The organism is Aquimarina sp. AU474, from assembly GCF_900312815.1.
GTDB lineage: Bacteria > Bacteroidota > Bacteroidia > Flavobacteriales > Flavobacteriaceae > Aquimarina.
Map to the genome: position 1 here is coordinate 122,010 of NZ_OMPE01000006.1, position 19,709 is coordinate 141,718.

General features: G+C 33.8%; 19 protein-coding genes and 1 riboswitch. Of the genes, 15 read left to right on the plus strand and 4 right to left on the minus strand.

Annotation, left to right across the window (positions count from 1 at the left end):
• Nucleotides 1–27 precede the first annotated feature (27 nt).
• Entirely contained in the window at nt 28–582 is a 555-nt protein-coding gene (locus DK508_RS05245) for a lipocalin family protein (RefSeq protein ID WP_160114568.1), read from the minus strand.
• Between the two features lie 264 nt (nt 583–846).
• On the opposite strand from DK508_RS05245, the gene DK508_RS05250 reads away from it, so the two are divergent.
• From DK508_RS05250 to DK508_RS05290, 9 genes are all read left to right on the plus strand, one after another.
• A complete protein-coding gene (locus DK508_RS05250; RefSeq protein ID WP_109299699.1) occupies nt 847–1,113 on the plus strand; it encodes a DUF2061 domain-containing protein in 267 nt (88 codons plus the stop codon).
• A gap of 48 nt (nt 1,114–1,161) precedes the next feature.
• Nucleotides 1,162–1,788, plus strand: coding sequence for a phosphoadenosine phosphosulfate reductase family protein (locus DK508_RS05255; protein WP_109299700.1), 627 nt, complete (start codon nt 1,162–1,164; stop codon nt 1,786–1,788).
• A gap of 19 nt (nt 1,789–1,807) precedes the next feature.
• Nucleotides 1,808–2,767 carry a sulfate adenylyltransferase subunit CysD gene (cysD, locus tag DK508_RS05260; protein WP_200831843.1) on the plus strand — a complete coding sequence of 320 codons (960 nt, stop codon included), beginning with the start codon at nt 1,808–1,810 and terminating at the stop codon, nt 2,765–2,767.
• A gap of 95 nt (nt 2,768–2,862) precedes the next feature.
• A complete protein-coding gene (locus tag DK508_RS05265) occupies nt 2,863–4,110 on the plus strand; it encodes a sulfate adenylyltransferase subunit 1 (RefSeq protein WP_109299701.1) in 1,248 nt (415 codons plus the stop codon).
• 110 nt (nt 4,111–4,220) lie between these two features.
• Complete coding sequence (locus DK508_RS05270) at nt 4,221–6,311, plus strand: HEPN domain-containing protein (RefSeq protein ID WP_109299702.1); 2,091 nt, start codon at nt 4,221–4,223, stop codon at nt 6,309–6,311.
• 52 nt (nt 6,312–6,363) lie between these two features.
• On the plus strand, nt 6,364–7,131 hold the full coding sequence (cobA, locus tag DK508_RS05275) for a uroporphyrinogen-III C-methyltransferase (protein WP_109299703.1): 768 nt from the start codon (nt 6,364–6,366) through the stop codon (nt 7,129–7,131).
• Nucleotides 7,132–7,151: 20 nt separating this feature from the next.
• A complete protein-coding gene (locus DK508_RS05280) occupies nt 7,152–7,745 on the plus strand; it encodes a bifunctional precorrin-2 dehydrogenase/sirohydrochlorin ferrochelatase (protein WP_109299704.1) in 594 nt (197 codons plus the stop codon).
• A complete protein-coding gene (locus tag DK508_RS05285; RefSeq protein ID WP_109299705.1) occupies nt 7,742–8,797 on the plus strand; it encodes an NAD(P)/FAD-dependent oxidoreductase in 1,056 nt (351 codons plus the stop codon). The genes DK508_RS05280 and DK508_RS05285 overlap by 4 nt, the downstream gene beginning before the upstream one ends.
• 88 nt (nt 8,798–8,885) lie before the next feature.
• A complete protein-coding gene (locus tag DK508_RS05290; protein WP_109299706.1) occupies nt 8,886–9,206 on the plus strand; it encodes a 2Fe-2S iron-sulfur cluster-binding protein in 321 nt (106 codons plus the stop codon).
• 7 nt (nt 9,207–9,213) lie between these two features.
• Here DK508_RS05290 and DK508_RS05295 read toward each other — a convergent pair whose 3' ends face one another.
• The gene (locus DK508_RS05295) at nt 9,214–9,645 is read right to left on the minus strand and encodes a hypothetical protein (RefSeq protein WP_109299707.1); all 432 of its coding nucleotides are present in this window, start codon (nt 9,643–9,645) and stop codon (nt 9,214–9,216) included.
• Nucleotides 9,646–9,841: 196 nt separating this feature from the next.
• Nucleotides 9,842–9,947, plus strand: a riboswitch (SAM riboswitch).
• Nucleotides 9,948–10,107: 160 nt separating this feature from the next.
• Here DK508_RS05295 and DK508_RS05300 point away from each other — a divergent pair.
• The 5 genes from DK508_RS05300 to DK508_RS05320 all read left to right on the plus strand — a co-directional run bounded on the left by DK508_RS05300 (nt 10,108) and on the right by DK508_RS05320 (nt 16,701).
• Nucleotides 10,108–11,109, plus strand: coding sequence for a homocysteine S-methyltransferase family protein (locus DK508_RS05300; RefSeq protein ID WP_109299708.1), 1,002 nt, complete (start codon nt 10,108–10,110; stop codon nt 11,107–11,109).
• A gap of 9 nt (nt 11,110–11,118) precedes the next feature.
• A complete protein-coding gene (gene metH, locus DK508_RS05305; RefSeq protein ID WP_109299959.1) occupies nt 11,119–13,812 on the plus strand; it encodes a methionine synthase in 2,694 nt (897 codons plus the stop codon).
• A gap of 21 nt (nt 13,813–13,833) precedes the next feature.
• Nucleotides 13,834–14,787, plus strand: a complete 954-nt coding sequence (metF, locus tag DK508_RS05310; protein WP_109299709.1) for a methylenetetrahydrofolate reductase [NAD(P)H] — start codon at nt 13,834–13,836, stop codon at nt 14,785–14,787.
• A gap of 73 nt (nt 14,788–14,860) precedes the next feature.
• Complete coding sequence (locus DK508_RS05315; RefSeq protein ID WP_109299710.1) at nt 14,861–15,958, plus strand: acyloxyacyl hydrolase; 1,098 nt, start codon at nt 14,861–14,863, stop codon at nt 15,956–15,958.
• Complete coding sequence (locus tag DK508_RS05320; protein ID WP_109299711.1) at nt 15,955–16,701, plus strand: head GIN domain-containing protein; 747 nt, start codon at nt 15,955–15,957, stop codon at nt 16,699–16,701. Before DK508_RS05315 ends, DK508_RS05320 begins: the two co-directional genes overlap by 4 nt.
• Before the next feature lie 5 nt (nt 16,702–16,706).
• Here the strand turns inward: DK508_RS05320 and gldA are convergent, their stop codons facing one another.
• Nucleotides 16,707–17,633 carry a gliding motility-associated ABC transporter ATP-binding subunit GldA gene (gene gldA / locus DK508_RS05325; protein WP_109299712.1) on the minus strand — a complete coding sequence of 309 codons (927 nt, stop codon included), beginning with the start codon at nt 17,631–17,633 and terminating at the stop codon, nt 16,707–16,709.
• Between the two features lie 313 nt (nt 17,634–17,946).
• Here gldA and DK508_RS05330 point away from each other — a divergent pair, with 313 nt between their 5' ends.
• Nucleotides 17,947–19,260 (plus strand): glycoside hydrolase family 1 protein, encoded by a 1,314-nt coding sequence (locus tag DK508_RS05330; RefSeq protein ID WP_109299713.1) that lies wholly within the window; start codon nt 17,947–17,949, stop codon nt 19,258–19,260.
• Here DK508_RS05330 and DK508_RS05335 read toward each other — a convergent pair.
• Nucleotides 19,243–19,704, minus strand: coding sequence for an Lrp/AsnC family transcriptional regulator (locus DK508_RS05335; protein ID WP_109299714.1), 462 nt, complete (start codon nt 19,702–19,704; stop codon nt 19,243–19,245). The genes DK508_RS05330 and DK508_RS05335 overlap by 18 nt on opposite strands.
• Nucleotides 19,705–19,709: the final 5 nt, after the last annotated feature.

The following is a 19,709-nucleotide window of genomic DNA, read 5'->3' on the forward strand; positions in this document are numbered from 1 at the left end:
GCTTTTTTTATGATATGTGATGTTTTTTTACTGTTTAGTAAGTACAAAAAACTGACTTCCGGTAATGGTAACAGAAAGATTGTTAAGTTGTTCTATTGTAGTTTCTTCGTCAATAGCCACTTTCAAAGTCATGGTTTGTTCGTTTAATTCTACAATTTCATATTTCAACATTTCTCCTTGGACTGTAGTGGTAAGTGTATTGCCATCAACCGTCCATTCTCCGGTTCCAATAACGCTAGGAACGACTTCTTCAACTTCTACAGGGTCTTGAGTTGGTAATGTAACCGTTGCAACCAATGTAAAACCACCTGTACTGGATAGTGTATTAGGTTCGTTATCAGCTGTTGACGCTGTAAAAGTAACAGATGCGGTATAATCTTTACCGCTCACACTGTAATCTCCTGTAACAGGAATACCTTCAATAGTAGCAGAAATTTTGCCATCTTCAGATTTTACCTCTGTTAAATTCCATTCTCCAGGAATTAGTGATTCATCGGCTACAAAGGGTGCGTCGTCGTCGTTACCACATGAGATAAGTAGTGTGCTAGTAACTAGAAATAAAAGCAGATTAAGTTTTTTCATTGTAATTAAGATTTGAATTGATAATACTATGTAGTAAACGATAATTGAAACGGCATATTGCGTTATCTCCATGGTTTAAGGCGTTAAATAAATTCCATATTTGACGTGGTTTGTGAGTAAAGTTGTTGATATTCATGATATTAATAAAGCTTTGTTAGTAATATCATAAAAATCGACTATATGTGTGTTGTATGTGAAATTTTATATATACATTTGTTCTTTATCCTACTATTCCGATAGGGTAATAGATTTTAAAACAGGAGTATGATTTTAGATCAAATGATATTAGATAAAGTAGCTTCGAAGAAAACAACTTTTGAGGATGACAAAACCTCAGAAAAACCGATGCGTAGTATTGCAAAGGCAGTTAGTTGGAGAGTGATAGGAACTCTTGATACTTTGGTGGTGTCATATATATTAACTGGAGAGATAGCTTTAGCTACATCGATTGCTTCAGTTGATTTTATAACTAAAATGATTTTGTATTTCTTTCATGAAAGAATATGGAATCGAGTAAAATGGGGAAAATAATTGTGATTTTGAAAAAGAAATAAAAAAGTCCAGAATCTAAACTTTGAAATGAGCTTTACAGAAAAAGAAATAGAGAATTTTAATAAAGAGTTAAGAGAAAAAACTCCAATCGAGATTGCGCAATGGGCTGTAAATCAAGGAAAAAAACCTGTGGTTACTACTAATTTTAGGCCTTATGAAGCGGCTATCCTTAATGTTTGTGTTGTGGCTCAAAAGGATATCCCGGTCATATGGTGCGATTCGGGGTATAATACACCTAATACGTATAAGCATGCAGAAGAGGTAATAGCGCAATTAGAATTGAATATCAAACTATATGTACCTCAACAAACTACGGCTCATCGTGATGTAGTGATGGGTATTCCAGATATTGAGGACCCCAAGCATAAACTTTTTACAGAGCAAGTAAAATTAGAGCCTTTTAAAAGAGCAATGTCTGATTTTAAGCCGGATGTTTGGTTTACGAATTTGAGAAAAGGTCAAACAGCACTTAGAGATTCTTTAGATATTTTAAGTATGGGTAGTGATGGTGTTTTGAAGGTAAGTCCATTTTATTACTATAGTGATGAGGAACTGGATGTGTATTTAGATGATAATAATTTACCTAACGAGTTTAAATATTTTGACCCTACCAAGGTGTTAGAGAATAGAGAATGTGGATTGCACACGAACTAATAAATGACGAATAATTAGCATGGAGATATTAGAAAAGAAAGCAGAACAAGTAAATGATACAGTAGGTAATTTAGCTGGTAATTCATTGCTTAGAGTAAATCCTCTAGAGAGTGAGGCAATCTATATTTTTAGGGAAGTTGTTGCTCAGTTTGAAAAACCAGTACTTCTTTTTTCTGGAGGTAAGGATTCAATCACGTTAGTAAGACTTGCGCAAAAAGCTTTTTATCCGGGTAAAATACCTTTCCCGTTGTTGCATATTGATACAGGTCATAATTTCCCAGAAACTATTGAATTTAGGGATAAACTTGTTAAAGAATTGGGCGTAGAATTGATTGTTCGCAATGTTCAAGATTCTATAGATCAGGGAAAAGTAATAGAGGAAAAAGGTAAATACGCCAGTCGTAACAGTCTTCAGACTACTACACTGCTGGATGCACTAGAAGAATTTAAGTTTGATGCCGCTATTGGTGGTGCTCGTAGAGATGAAGAAAAGGCAAGAGCAAAAGAACGTATTTTTTCTGTACGAGATGATTTTGGGCAATGGGATGAAAAAAATCAACGTCCAGAATTATTTGATCACCTTAATGGAAAGATTGATTTAGGTCAAAATGTTAGAGTATTTCCAATTAGTAACTGGACAGAATTAGATGTTTGGAGTTATATCCAAAAAGAAGATATAGAGATTCCATCTATCTATTTTGCACATAAACGCAAAACTTTTATTAGAGATGGTATGATATGGTCTGCAGAAGATGAGGTAGTCCATAGAGAAGATGATGAAGCAGTAGAAGAACGATTGGTAAGATTTCGTACTGTAGGTGATATGTCTTGTACGGCGGCTGTACTTTCTGATGCAATTACAATTGATAAAGTTGTTGCCGAAATTAGAGAGTCAACAATTTCAGAAAGAGGAGCTCGTATTGATGACAAGAGATCCGAAGCTGCAATGGAAAAAAGAAAACAACAAGGATATTTCTAAAAGTTAATTTACTGTTCCACTGTAAAATGGAATAAGAAGTAAAAGAAATAATAATTTAAGAACACCATTCCCAAAAGGAAAAATAATAAATAGCTATGGATGTATTAAAAATAGCAACAGCAGGAAGTGTAGATGATGGAAAAAGTACTTTGATTGGCCGGATTTTGTATGATACAAAATCATTGACTACTGATAAGTTAGAAGCGATAGAAAAAAGAAGTAAAGCAAATGGGTTTGACTACTTGGATTTTTCGTTGGCGACAGATGGATTAGTTGCAGAGCGGGAACAAGGAATTACAATTGATGTTGCGCATATTTATTTTTCTACAAAGACTAAGAGTTATATCATAGCAGATACTCCTGGCCATATTGAATATACAAGAAATATGGTAACAGGTGCTTCTACTTCACAAGCATCAATCATACTTGTAGATGCTCGAAAAGGAGTGATCGAACAAACATATCGTCATTTCTTTATCAATAATCTGTTAAGAGTTAAAGACGTGATAGTGGCTGTTAATAAAATGGATTTGGTGGATTTTTCTCAAGAGAAGTATGAAGCTATCAAAGCTGATTTTGAAAAATTAATTGAAAAAAGTGATTATAAAGAACAAAACATAACATTTATTCCTGTAAGTGCGTTGCAAGGTGATAATGTGGTAGAAAAATCTAATAAAACACCCTGGTATAATGGTCAAACGCTGTTAACGCATTTAGAAGAGTTGGATGCTCAAGATGTGTACGAAAAAGCAGAGGTTCGTTTCCCAGTACAAACAGTTATTCGACCTAAAAAAGATGAATTTCATGATTTTAGAGGATATGCAGGTAAACTATATGGAGGAGATATTTCAGTTGGAGATGAGGTGACTGTTTTACCTTCGTTAACTACATCAAAAGTAAAAGAAATTTACTTTTTTGATCAAAAATTTGATGCTGCGGGTAGAGGTAGTTCTTGTACAATTACTTTAGAAAACGATGTAAATGTGAGCCGTGGTGATATGATTGTGAAGTCATCAGAAAAACCTAGAGTAGAAAAACAATTAACGGCTACTGTATGTTGGATGGATAGTAGAAATTTGAATCCCGGAACTAATTATTTTATTCAGAGCGGAAGTAGTCGAATTTTAGCAAAGGTAAAAAGTGTTAGCGGAACAGTAGCTACAGATTTTTCAGGACAGGATACTACTAAAACCTCTTTAAGTTTAAATGAAATAGGAAAAGTGCAAATACAACTAAGTAAACCTTTGGCTATAGATTCATACAGTAAAAATAAAGCTTCTGGTTCATTTATATTAATAGATTCTCAAACCAATACAACTTCGGGAGTAGGCTTTATAGAATGAGGAAAAATAGCTAACTGAAGTGTAGAAAAACAAGAATTTTAGAATTAAAAAATCTGTGATACAAAAGTCATAATTATGTTCTTTTTTAAAGGACCGAAATACGAAAAAAAATGCAAAGTTTTAGAACCGAAATAGAAAACCCAATTGTCGAAAAAGACATTATTGAATTAGCGAATAAAATTGAGCAATTTCATAAGGGTAAAATTGATGAGGAAAAGTTTCGTAGCCTGCGCTTAGCGCGTGGAGTATATGGTCAACGCCAAGAAGGCGTTCAGATGATTCGTATAAAACTACCTTATGGTAAAGTGCTGAGTAATCAATTACGTCGTATATGCGAGGTGTCTGATGAATACTCTAGAGGTAGATTGCATATAACTACTCGTCAGGATATTCAAATCCATTACGTAGATCTAAATAGAACCCCAGAACTTTGGACAGAATTGGAGAAAGATAATGTAACGCTTAGAGAAGCTTGTGGTAATACTGTACGTAATGTTACTGCTTCTGAAACTGCAGGAATTGATCCAAAAGAACCATTTGATGTATCTGCATATGCAGACGCATTATTTCGTTTCTTTTTAAGAAATCCTATTTCTCAAGAGATGGGAAGAAAATTTAAAGTATCGTTTTCAGGTACAGAAGAAGATACAGGATTATCTTATATGCACGATTTAGGTTTTATAGCCAAAATTGAAAATGGAGTACGAGGATTTAAGGTAATGTTAGGAGGAGGATTAGGATCGCAACCAAGGCATGCAGATGAGTTATATAGTTTTTTGCCTTCTGATAAAATTATTCCTTTAATGGAAGGAGTTTTAAGAGTTTTTGATCGTCATGGAGAACGTAAAAGTAGGGCTAAAGCTCGAATGAAATTTCTTCTTAAAGATATTGGTTTAGAGGCTTTTAAGGGATTAATAGAAGCAGAACAAAATGCTATAGCGCAAAAGACAGTTGCAATTGATGCAGAAGCATTTCAAGTTTCTACACCTGTAACAGTTGAAGTACCAGAAGTAGAAGTTAGAGATCAAAAAGCTTTTGATTTATGGAAATCAACAAATGTGATTTCTCAAAAACAAGAGGGGTATGTAGCTATAGGTATAAAAGTGCTTTTAGGAGATTTTTATACAGATAAGGCAAGATTATTGGCAAACCTAGTAGAGAAATATGCAGCAGGAGAGATTAGGTTATCGCTACGACAAAATATCTTAATCCCTTTTGTGAAAGAAGATTTGTTAGCATTCTTTTACCAAGAATTAGAAAAATTAGGATTTGTAGAAGCTGGATATAATAAGGCAATAGATATTACGGCTTGTCCAGGTACGGATACCTGTAACTTAGGTATTGCAAGTAGTACCGGTATTGCCGAAGAGTTAGAAAGAGTCATTAAAGCTGAATATCCTCAATATTTAGAAAAAGAAGATCTCGTGATCAAAATTAGCGGATGTATGAATGCTTGCGGGCAACATAATATGGCTAATATTGGTTTTCAGGGAATGTCTGTTCGTACTAAAGATAAATTAGTAGCACCCGCGCTTCAAGTATTATTGGGTGGTGGTAATCTTGGTGGCGGTAATGGGCGATTTGCAGATAAAGTTGTTAAAATACCAAGTAGAAGAGGGCCAGAAGCATTACGAAGAATTTTGGATGATTTTGAGGTTAATGCAAACGGTAAACTTTTTGTAGATTATTATGAAGAAAAAGGAGAAAAGTATTTTTATGATTTCCTTACAGATTTATCTAATGTAGATAATTTAACTCAAGAAGATTTTATCGATTGGGGAACTGAAGATAATTATGTTAAAGCTATTGGAATAGGTGAATGTGCCGGTGTTGTTATTGATTTAATTGCAACATTATTTTTAGAAAGCGAAGAGAAAATAGAAAATGCAAAAGTTTCCTTTGATAATGAAGTATATTCTGATGCAGTATATCATGCATACAGCTCTTTGATAAATTCTGCCAAAGCATTATTGCTTGCCGAAAATAAAAAGACGAATACGCATGCCAGTATAATTAATCAGTTTGATGAAGAATTTGTATCGAGCAATAAGATCCATTTGGAAGGAACATTTGCCGATTTAGTATATCAACTTCAAAAGAATGCACCAAGTAAGAATTTTGCTTTAGATTATATCAAAAAAGCAGGGCAATTTTTACAAAAAGTGCAAGAGTTTAGAGCAATTGAAGTAGAAAATGTATAATATCTTTGGTAACTCATAACGTAGTTTGATAAGAATTGTTAAGTAGAGTAATATGAGCAATAAAACACCAAAATTAACAGTAGTGGGAGCAGGTCCTGGAGATCCTGATTTAATCACGATAAAAGCGATTAAAGCTTTGGAGTCTGCAGATGTTGTCCTGTATGATGCGCTTATAAATGAAACTTTACTTGACTACGCAAATAATGCAGAGAAGATCTTTGTAGGTAAACGAAAAGGATGTTACGCATATCAACAAGAACAAATCAATGAGTTAATAATAAGTAGAGCAAAGAGTCATGGTCATGTAGTAAGACTTAAAGGAGGAGATCCATTTATTTTTGGTCGTGGAGCAGAAGAGATTGATTATGTGCAACAATTTGGAATAGAATCATATATGGTGCCTGGAATATCATCATCATTGGCAGTACCGGCTTATCAAGGTATACCATTGACCAAAAGGGGTTCGTCTGAGAGCTTTTGGGTTATAACAGGAACTACAAAATCCCATAAATTATCACAGGATGTGTGCCTGGCAGCAAAATCAAATGCAACTGTGGTAATTTTGATGGGGATGAGTAAGTTAAGTGAAATAGTTAGTATCTTTGCAGCCGAAAATAAGCAGAATCTTCCGGTAGCGATAATTCAAAACGGAACAACTGATAATGAGAAAGTTGGTTTGGGTTCGGTGAATACAATTGAGCAGATAGTAGCAGAGAAAAACTTATCCTCTCCAGCGATTATTGTAATTGGAGAAGTAGTTAGACAAAGGGCCAAACTGGCATCTATTTATCAAGAAGTTCAAGAAGAAATCGTATCTTGATAGTTCAGGATAGCTGTAAGATGGAAGAAAGAAATAATTTATATCCAGTTTTTTTGAAAGCAAAAAACCTTAGTTTACTAATAGTAGGAGGAGGAAATGTAGCCGAAGAAAAACTTACGTTCTTATTAAAATCTAGTCCAAATGCAAGTGTTACAATGGTTTCGCCCATGTATAGAGAAGACACAATTACATTAGCAAATAAATTTGGAGTAGAAATGATTGTAAAGAAATATCATAAACGTTTTCTGAAAGGAAAGCATATTGTGATTGCTACAACAGATGTTCCTGTGGTAAATATACAAGTGTATAAAGATTGTAGGAAAAGAAGTAAGTTGGTTAATGTAGCAGATAATCCGCCATACTGTGATTTTTACATGGGTGGTATTGTAACCAAAGGTAATGTAAAAGTGGCTATTTCGACTAATGGGAAGTCACCAACTACAGCCAAAAGACTGCGTCAGTTTTTTGAGGAAGTTATTCCTGAAAATATTGATGATTTAGTCAAAAATTTAAATGAATATAGAAAAACGATTAAAGGTGATTTCGAAGAAAAAGTTGAAACATTAAATGAATTCACCAAAGGATTAATAGGAAAAAAAGAAGTTGAAAAATGATCAAGACTGATATTTTAATCATCGGAGCGGGACCTACAGGGTTATTTACTGTTTTTGAAGCAGGATTACTAAAGTTAAAGACGCATCTTATTGATGCGCTGCCTCAACCAGGTGGACAGTGTTCAGAGATATATCCTAAAAAACCAATTTATGATATTCCAGGATTTCCCGAAATTTTAGCAGGGCAGTTGGTAGATAACCTTATGGAGCAAATTAAGCCATTTAATCCAGGTTTCACATTAGGAGAAAGAGCAGAAACTATTGAAAAATTAGAAGATGATACGTTTTTAGTTACCACAAATAAAGGAACTAAACATAATGCACCCGTAGTTGCAATTGCAGGTGGTTTAGGTTCTTTCGAACCTCGTAAACCTCCTATTCCTAATATTATAGATTTTGAAGATAAAGGAGTGGCGTATATTATTCGTGACCCCGAGGTATACAGAGATAAAAGAGTGGTAATTGCAGGTGGAGGTGACTCTGCATTAGATTGGACAATCTTTTTGGCAGATGTAGCTAGTGAAGTAACTTTAGTGCATAGGAGAAATGAATTCCGTGGAGCTTTAGATTCTGTAGAAAGAGTTGCAGAATTAACCAAGCTAGGAAAAGTGAATTTGATCACCGAAGCCGAAGTTAAAGAACTGAAGGGAAATGATCATATTGAGGCAGTAGGTATTAAACATAAAACTGAAGGAGATATTACAGTGGATACAGATTATTTCATTCCATTATTTGGGTTATCTCCAAAACTAGGTCCGATAGGAAATTGGGGATTAGAAATTGAAAAAAATGCTATTAAAGTTGATAACTCTTATGATTATCAAACCAATATCCCAGGTATTTATGCTATTGGAGATGTAAATACATATAAAGGGAAGTTAAAATTAATACTTTCAGGTTTCCATGAGGCTGCTATTATGTGTCAAAGCGCTTATCAAAGAATTTTTCCAGATAAGAAATATGTAATGAAATATACTACTGTAGGTGGTGTAGAAGGTTTTGATGGAACCAAAAAAGAGGCTAAAAAAGAAGTTGTAAAGGCTATCATATAATTTTAGAATACTAAATAAGAATCCTCATAAATAATACTAATTACTTAAGTATATTTGTGAGGATTTTTATATCATTAAGGCAAGAACTATGTCAGACGTTACCATAAAAATAAAAGATAGAGAAGGAGAAATACACGAAGTTCAAGCTCCAACCGATATGGCCATGAATCTTATGGAAGTATGTAAGGCTTATGAACTTCCGGTAGAAGGTACATGTGGTGGTATGGCGATGTGTGCATCTTGTCAATGTTATGTGTTGTCTGATCATCAATTACCAGAAATGAGTCAAGATGAAGATTTGATGTTAGCTGAAGCATTTTATGTAGAAGACAATAGTAGGTTAGGATGTCAAATTGCAATCACTCCTGAGTTAGATGGATTAGAAATTGAATTGGCTCCAGAGTCTTAGTAAGAGATTATAACTCTAAGATTTTGATCATTTTTTTTACGGGTTTTTTAATTCTGATGATGATTTTTTGATATTCCCATTTTTTTTCAATTTTCCTTGCTAGAATATCTATTTTTGCCCTTTTTCCATTTTTACTTCTTATTCCTACAGTTACAGCTACCAAAGAATCGTTGTTTAGATATTCGACCTCTCCTTCAAGTAGTCTAAAAAAACTGGTGGGAGCTAGTTCCCCAAGTTCTTTAATCACTTTATCATTTTTACTTGCTATATTCAATGCATTTTCGATTAAATCTGGTTGAAGATAAATAGATCCATACCTAAGGGTAGCATCACCAGTTAATGAAAAAAATAATAAGACCGGGATAAGTAAAACCCCAAAAAGCGAAACCCATTTCCAATTTCGTTGCCACCAATTTTTTGAATTCACTTTTTGAATCATAAAAGTTATACTAGAGGTTTTTGGTATACTAAAAACTAAGAATAATTCTACTTGTTACAGAATGTATAGATTTAAGATACTTGAATTTGATTTTTCAAGTATAAAAAAACCTAATAAACTTGCAAAACAAAGGACTATACCGTTTATTTGTATTCAAATTAACAGCTTAGCTGTTTAGTTCATTACTTTATTTCTATTGTTATCAAGAAAGGTGGAGGGATTAGACCCTATGAAACCTTAGCAACCCTTTAATTTTTAAAGAAGGTGCTACATTCTATCCTATATTTAGGAATAGATAACGAAGATGCATAGCTTGTCTGCTTGCCCGTGTTTTCCACTATTTTTCTTGATACCATTTTAATATTCCTGTTAACGGAAAATGAGCTTTATTAAATAATTCGATTAGTAGCTTTATTACAATACTAATTTAGATATAGAATAGGTTTAGCGTGTCTTAACATTATGAAAAACATACAAAAAATATTAGAGGAAAGGATTCTTGTGCTCGATGGAGCAATGGGGACAATGTTGCAACGTCATAAATTTACGGAAGAAGATTTCAGAGGTGAACGATTTAAAGATTGGCCCATTCCTGTTCAGGGAAATAATGATTTGTTAAGTATCACTCAGCCTGAGGCTATCAAAGAAGTACATCGATTGTATTTTGAAGCAGGAGCAGATATTATAGAGACAAATACATTCTCGGGAACAACAATAGCAATGGCAGATTATCAAATGGAAGATTTGGTGTATGAACTAAATTATCAATCTGCAAAAATCGCTAAAGAAGTTGCCGAAGAATTTACCAAAAACGAACCAGATAAACCTCGTTTTGTTGCCGGTTCTATAGGCCCAACAAATAGAACTGCTAGCATGTCGCCTGATGTTAATGATCCTGGATATAGAGCTGTGACTTTTGACGAATTAAGAATCGCATATAAGCAACAGGTGGAAGCACTCGTAGACGGTGGATCGGATATTTTGTTAGTCGAAACTATTTTTGACACATTAAATGCTAAAGCTGCACTATTTGCAATTGAAGAAGTTAAGGATGAAAGAAATATTGATGTTCCAATAATGATAAGTGGAACAATTACCGATGCTAGTGGTCGTACATTGTCGGGACAAACGGCTGAAGCATTTTTAATTTCGGTATCGCATATTCCAATGCTTTCTGTTGGTTTTAATTGTGCCCTGGGAGCAAGTCAATTAACACCGCATTTAGAGGTGTTAGCTAAAAATGCGAATTTCGGAATTTCGGCGCATCCCAATGCCGGTTTGCCTAATGCTTTTGGTGAATATGATGAAACCCCAGAGCAAATGGCTTCTCAGATAAAGGAATACATGGATAAGAGTTTAGTGAATATTATTGGAGGATGTTGTGGCACAACGCCAGAACATATAAGAGCTATAGCAGATTTGGCAAAAAAGTATAAACCACGAGTTAAATTGGAGGCAGTATAGTAAATGGATATGAAAACTAAAACAGAAAGAAAATATCTAAAGTTATCTGGTCTCGAACCTATGATCGTTTCTGCAGATACAAATTTTATAAATGTAGGAGAACGAACTAATGTAGCAGGATCGCGTAAGTTTTTACGTTTAGTTAAGGAAGAAAAGTTCGACGAAGCCTTAGATATAGCGAGACATCAAGTAGAAGGAGGAGCACAGGTTATCGATATTAATATGGATGACGGTCTGATAGATGGTAAAGAAGCTATGGTAAGGTTTTTAAATCTTATTATGGCAGAACCTGATATCGCCAGAGTTCCTATTATGATAGACAGCTCAAAATGGGATATTATAGAAGCTGGATTACAAGTGGTTCAAGGTAAGTGTGTTGTGAATTCGATTAGTCTTAAAGAAGGTGAAACCGAATTTATGGCGCATGCCAAAAAAATAAAAAGATATGGAGCAGCGGTAATTATTATGGCGTTTGACGAGGTTGGTCAAGCTGATAATTATGAACGTCGTATAGAGATTTCAAAAAGATCTTATGACATACTTGTAAATAAGTTGAATTTCCCTCCTGAAGATATCATATTTGATCTTAACATATTTCCAGTTGCAACGGGAATGGATGAACATCGAAAAAATGCAATTGATTTTATTGAAGCAACACGATGGGTTAGAAGTAATCTTCCTCATTGTAGCGTAAGTGGAGGTGTAAGTAACGTTTCTTTTTCATTCCGTGGTAACAATACTGTAAGAGAAGCGATGCATTCAGTTTTCTTATACCATGCTATTAAGGCAGGGATGAATATGGGGATTGTAAACCCGGCTATGCTAGAGGTTTATGATGATATACCCAAAGATTTATTAGAGCATGTTGAGGATGTAATATTAGATAGAAGGGATGATGCTACAGAACGCTTGTTAGATTTTGCAGAAACTGTTAAAGGTTCGAAAAAAGAACAAGTTGTTGATTTATCATGGAGAGAAGAACCATTACAAGATAGAGTCACCAGAGCATTGGTAAAAGGGATAGATCAATATATTGTTGAAGATATAGAAGAAGCTAGACAAAGTGTAGCAAAACCAATAGAGGTGATTGAAGGACATTTGATGTCGGGGATGAATGTTGTAGGAGATTTATTTGGATCTGGTAAAATGTTCTTGCCTCAGGTGGTAAAATCTGCTCGGGTAATGAAAAAAGCAGTGGCCTATCTTTTACCTTTTATTGAAGAAGAAAAGAGAAAAAATCCGCAATCTTCGAATGGAACTGATAGTGCAGGAAAAGTGCTTATGGCAACAGTAAAAGGAGATGTACATGATATAGGCAAAAATATAGTATCTGTAGTGTTGGGTTGTAATAATTATGAGATTGTGGACCTTGGAGTAATGGTACCTCCAGAAAAAATAATTCAAACTGCAATGGACGAGCAAGTTGACATCATTGGATTAAGCGGTTTGATTACGCCCTCTTTGGATGAAATGGTGCATCTCGCCAAAGAAATGGAACGTAAAAATTTTAATATTCCTTTATTAATAGGTGGTGCCACAACGTCTAAAGCTCATACTGCGGTAAAGATTGATCCGCAATATCAAAATGCAGTTGTTCATGTAAATGACGCTTCAAGAGCAGTAACAGTGGTGGGAGATTTGTTAAACAAAAGAAGTAATCAGAAATACGTAGGAGACCTGAAAGAAGATTACGAGAAATTTAGAGAAGGTTTTCTTAAACGAACAAAGAAAAAAGAGTACCTGTCGATTGCTGATGCTAGAAAAAATAAATACGCTATAGATTGGTCATCTTCTCAAATAATTAAACCAAGTACATTGGGAATACATGTGATTGATAGCTTCGATTTGCGAAAATTAGAGGCGTATATTGATTGGACACCTTTCTTTAGATCTTGGGATTTACATGGGAAATACCCAGCTATTCTAACCGATGAAATAGTAGGTGAACAAGCAAAATCATTATTCGAAGATGCTAAAGATTTGCTAAAACGAGTATTTAATGAAAAGTTACTAGGAGCAAAAGCTATTTATGGATTGTTTGAGGCAAATACTGTAAATGATGATGATATAGAAATCAGTTCGAATGATGAGGTTTTTTATTTTAGAACCTTACGACAGCAATTAAAGAAACATGCAGGTAAACCAAATTTTGCACTGGCAGATTTTGTAGCTCCTAAACAATCAGGTATACAGGATTATATGGGATGTTTTTGTGTAACCACAGGATTTGGAACAAAGGAGCTTGCAGAAGCTTTTGAGAAAGATCATGATGACTATAACTCTATTATGATTAAAGCATTAGCCGATCGTCTTGCCGAGGCCTTTGCAGAATATTTACATGAGCAAGTTCGAAAAGAAAATTGGGGTTATGCAAGCAAAGAACACCTTACAAATGAAGAATTGATTAAAGAGTCCTATAAAGGGATTAGGCCAGCACCGGGATATCCCGCTTGTCCAGATCACTTAGAAAAACTTACTATTTGGGATGTACTTAAAGTCAACGAAAATATTGGTGTAGAACTTACCGAAGGGTTAGCTATGTGGCCCGCCGCTTCTGTGTCAGGATATTATTTTGCAAATCAAGAAGCAAGATATTTTGGATTGGGAAAAATAAAAGAAGATCAAGTAAGAGATTTTGCAGAGAGAAAGAATGTAGATCTTGAATATGCTAAGAAATGGTTAAGTCCTAATCTAATAGAATAATTATTAACGACAAATTTAAAAATGAAAGTTACTGATCATATAAAAAAGGCAAAAGGAAAAACATTATTTTCATTTGAACTTATACCACCACAAAAAGGAAGAAGTATTCAAGAGTTATATAATAATATTGATCCATTGATGGAATTTAATCCTCCTTTTATAGATGTTACGACATCAAGAGAAGAATTTATATACATTGATAGAGATGGGCTTTTAGATAAAAAACTTACACGTATGCGTCCTGGTACCGTTGGGATTTGCGCTTCAATAAAACATAAATATAATGTGGATACTATTCCTCATGTGCTATGTGGTGGATTTACCAAAGAAGAGACAGAATATCTTTTGGTAGATTGTCATTATCTAGGAATTGATAATATTATGGCTTTACGAGGTGATGCAATGAAAGAAGAAAAATATTTTACACCTACAGAAGGGGGGCATCGCTATGCAAATGAATTAGTAGAACAAATTGTAAGTATGAATCAAGGACAGTTTCTTCATGAGGTTATTGAAAGTGATAATCAATCTAATTTTTGTATTGGAGTTGCTGGTTATCCGGAGAAACATATGGAAGCTCCTTCTATGGATTCTGATATTCGTAGATTAAAGGATAAAGTTGCTGCAGGAGCAAATTATGTAGTGACTCAAATGTTTTTTGATAATAACAGATATTTCAAATTTGTAGAGAAAGCAAGAGAAGCTGGTATTAGCGTTCCCATAATCCCAGGGATAAAACCGGTAGCCGTAAAACGCCATCTTCAATTATTACCTCAAGTATTTAAGTTGGATATGCCTGATGAATTGGTTAGAGCAGTGGAACAATGTAAAACTAATAAAGAGGTAAGAGAGGTTGGGGTTGAATTTACCATTCAACAATCCAAAGAATTGATGGATGCTGGCGTTCCGGTATTGCATTATTATTCTATGGGAAAATCTGATAATATTAAAAAAATAGCTTCGGCAATTTTTTAATCATTATAAGCGTTCTTGGTTTTATGTTTGTAAACCAAGTTGATTATTTTACCATAATTACTACTTTTGCCGGATGATAAAAAGGATATGTTTAGTATTGTGTATTGTTTTTTTTCAAAGTCAGGCACAAGATAAATCCAAAGCTTCATATACTTTGGATGTGAATAATTTTTATGGAACTATACTAAAACATAATCCTGATATTTCCCATTTGATTACTGGGCATCCTTCTGGAGTTATTCTTTCATTCCAGAAAAAAACTTTTGGCGATGAAGAATGGCAAAGGTTGTATAATAAACCCGATTATGGAATCTCATTTATTTATAATGATTTGGATAATCGTTATCTAGGAGAGCATTATAGTATCTATACCCATTATAATTTTTATTTTTTGAAAAGGCATCTAATGTTAAGATTAGGTCAAGGAATAGCATATGTTACAAAACCTTATGATGAGGATAGTAATTTTAGAAATATTGCTCATGGGTCCCACTTAACAAGTGCTACTTATTTTTTATTAAATTTTAAAAAAGAAAATATTCTTAAAGGTCTTGGTATTCAAACTGGTTTGGGACTGGTACATTATTCTAATGGAAATGCAAAAGCTCCAAATAAAAGTACAAATACTTTGTTTTTTAACGCAGGGGTTACTTATGATTTGGATCAGGATAACCCAGAATATATTGAGAAAGAAAAAGGATTGGTTAAAGGATCAGAGCCTTTGGGATATGGTTTTTTGTTTAGAAGTGGAGTTAATGAAAGTGATGTAGTCGGTTCAGGTCAATTTCCATTTTATACATTAGGTGCTTTTATTGACAAGAGATTAAATAAAAAAAGTGCACTGCAATTAGGAACAGAATTGTTCCTTTCTAAAGCACTGAAACGATTCATTGATTTTAGAGCTACAGGAGCTTTTAACGATGGTACAACTGGTGATGAAGATGCCAAACGAGTAGGCCTGTATTTAGGTCATGAATTACGGGTAAGTAAAGTGTCTTTGTTGACACAATACGGCTATTATATATATTACCCATATGATTTTGAAGGGCAAACATATGTGAGGGCAGGACTTCGATATTATTTTACAAAGAATATATTAGGAGAGTTTACTGTAAGGGCTCATGCAGCTAAAGCTGAAGCTATGGAATTTACCATTGGATATAGATTATGAAGAAATTACTTTACATAATAGCGATATTTTTTATTTCAGGTTGTGATACTGAGAATGCTCCTGATTGTTTTCAAAGGACAGGTAATCTTGTACGAATAGAAGTTGAGGTTTCCAATTTCACAAGAATCTTAGTAAATCCTAATGTAGAATTAGTTATAAAAGAAAGTGATGAGACTTCTGTTGTTATTGAAACTGGAGATAATTTGTTAGAAGAGGTATCTGCGGTAGTTAACGATGGGCGTTTAGAACTTAATGATACTAACGACTGTGCTTTTTTTAGAGATTTTAATCAAACTAAAATTTTTGTAACGGCACCAAATATAACTGAAATAAGAAGTGCAACCCAATTTGATATTTCTTCAGATGGAATATTGAATTATCCATCATTAGACTTATTTTCAGAAGATTTTTTCGAAAATACAGGAAATACCACAGGAACATTTCATTTAGAAGTAAATAGTAGCACTTTGGATGTCTTAGGTAATAATATTGGTTCTTTTTTTATTGAAGGCGTTGTAAGTGACTTGAATGTAAATTTTGCTTCAGGTACAGGAAGATTTGAGGGTGCTGATTTGGTGGCCGAAAATGTTCGAATTTTTCATAGAGGAACAAACAAGATTATTGTAAATCCGCAAGGTACATTACGGGGCGAAATTCGAAGTACCGGGGATGTAATTTCGGTAAACAGACCACAAATCGTCGAGGTAGAGGAGTTTTTTACAGGAAAATTAATCTTTCAATAGAAAAGTTAGACTTTTGTATCTTCTTGATTTGATGTAGTTGTACTTGTTAATTCTCTAAATAAACTTTCAAGATTTTTATTCTTTCGTGATAATTGCAAAATCTTTAATTCGTTATCATGAGCGAAATCAAAAACCTTTGGTCGCATATCTGTCGATGAATCAAAATTAATTTGATAAATAAACCCATGTATATTTTTTACTTCAGAAACGTTAGGCAGCTTTAATAAAAATGCTTCTTCAACTCTATAATCAAACTCTACCTCGATAATCTGTTCGGTTTCGTTTAATATTTCGGTAAGGTTTTTATCACTTACAATTTCTCCTCTATTAATAATGATCACACGATCACACATAGCTTCAACTTCTTGCATGATATGTGTAGAAAGAAAAACTGTTTTTTCTTTACCTATAGAACGAATCAATTCTCTTATCTCTAGTAACTGATTTGGATCTAGCCCAGTTGTGGGTTCATCCAAAATTAGAACTTGTGGATCATGAAGAAGAGCACATGCTAAACCTACACGTTGACGATATCCTTTAGAGAGTTGACCAATTTTTTTGTTGGATTCAGGGGTGAGCCCAGTAAGCTCAATAACTTCTTCAATTCTAGATTTTCCTATTTTATATACTTTGGCGTTAAAGGCCAGATATTCTCGTATATACATATCTGGATATAAAGGATTGTGCTCTGGCAAATAACCAATACTTCGTTGCACATCTATTGATTGAGTGTCAATGTCATACCCGTTCACAAAAGCATTACCTTCATTAGGGTTTAGATAGGTGGTAAGAATCCTCATCATTGTTGATTTTCCGGCACCGTTCGGGCCTAAAAAGCCAACAATTTCTCCTTGTTTTACTTCAAAAGAAATATTGTTTAATGCTTTTTGATCATTATAAAATTTAGAAATGTTGGATACTGTTATTGACATACACGAAAAAATCTATCTGAACTATTCAAAAGTACATAATTCATTATTTATTGTGGAGGTAACTATAAAAAAATCACAAAAATTGATTAACACTATGATAATGTTACGGTAAGATTAAGAATAAGAAAGATAGTTATATTTATAAATCAAAGAAAATTAGTATGTTATCATTACGACTAAGGCAAATTATAAGAAAAATTTCTCATAAATTAACTTGTTTAATACAACGATTAATTTTTTTAATGTTGTTCCCTTTTTTTAAAAAAGGGTTGTTTAGACATTAAATTCACGTGATCAGAATTTCTAAGATTTAATGAGTAAATTCCAAAAACTTCTGTGGGGGTGTACTATTGCCGCAGCTCAAACAGAAGGCGCTTATAATATAGAAGGTAAAGGCCCCTCGATCTGGGATGAATTTACTCGAAAATCATATAAAATAAAGGATAGATCGAATGCCAAAATAGCCACAGATTTTTATCATCGTTATAAAGAAGATATAGATCTAGCGGCTAGTCTTGGATTAAAAATATTTCGCTTTTCAATTTCTTGGCCTAGAATTATCCCACATGGAACCGGAGATGTTAATACAAAGGGAGTTGACTTTTATAATAATGTAATTGATTATTGCCTTAAAGTTGGGATACAACCTTGGATAACAACATACCATTGGGATTTGCCTCAAAAACTACAAGATAAAGGTGGTTGGACAAATAGGGAGATTGTTAACTGGTACACAGATTATGTTGAAATCTTAAAAGAACACTTTGCAGATAGAGTAAAGTATTGGATTTTGATTAACGAGGGTGTAGTTTGTATGGGAGGTGGTTACTTCCTTGGCGTGCACGCTCCAGGTAAAAGAGGTATTAGGAATTTTATTGCTGCAACCCATCATCTTTTGTTAGCACAGGCCGAGGGTTTTAGGGTGCTTAAGCAAAAAAAAGACCTTCAGGTTGGTACCGCTATTAGTTGTACTAAGATAGAACCATACCGAGATACTATTAATGATAGGAAAGCTGCGATTAGGATTGATGCATTAATGAATCGTCTTTTTATAGAACCTCATTTGGGAATGGGGTATCCACACGAAGACTTGCCCATTATTAGTCGTATTTCGAAATATTATCAAGAAGGAGATTTGGAACGATTAAAGGTAGATTTTGACTTTTGGGGGATTCAAACTTATACTCGCGAAGTAGTTAAAGGCACATGGTATATTCCATACTTAGGAGCAATGTTAGTGCGTCCGAAGAAGAGAAATGTAAAAACATCTATAATGGGATGGGAAACTTATCCTCAAGGAATACCTTATTTTTTAGAAAGATTTGCTAAATATGATACTAAGAAACCGTTATGGCTTACAGAATGTGGTATGGCATTAGCAAAAGATGAAGATGATCAAAATCGAATTGAGTATTATCAAAAAGTGATAATAGGGATGAAATCTGTTTTGGATAAAGGAGTTAATCTTAAGGGTATATTATTGTGGACTTTAGTCGATAATTTTGAATGGGCCGAAGGTTATATTCCCAAATTTGGTATTGTCGAATTAGATAAAAAGACATTAAAACGCACTATGAAAAAATCTGCTCTTTGGCTAAAAGAGTACTTGCTAAATATAGAACTCTGAGGTGTGCTTTATATCTTTCAGTACAAAGGTGCTATTTAAAACTCCTATGTTTTCAATTTTTGATAATTTTGATTTTACAAAATCATGATACTCTTCTAAGCTTTTAGTATGGATTTTTAAAACAAAATCTACTTGCCCTGCCATATGATAACACTCTTGAACTTCTTGCAAATTTTGGATTTGTTCTTCAAATTTTTCAATAAATGCTTCATTGTGATATCTCATTGAAACTTGGCATATTGTAGTTATAGAACGATCAATTAGTTTTTTGTCAAGAATAGCTACATATTTTTTAATAAATCCTTGTTTTTCTAATCTCCTAATTCGTTCATAAACGGGCGAGGCCGTAAGATTTAGAATTTTGGCAATTTCTTTAGCGGTTTTCTTAGCATCTTCCTGAAGAATTCTAAGTATCGTAATATCTGTTTGATCTAATTGCTCCATAGATG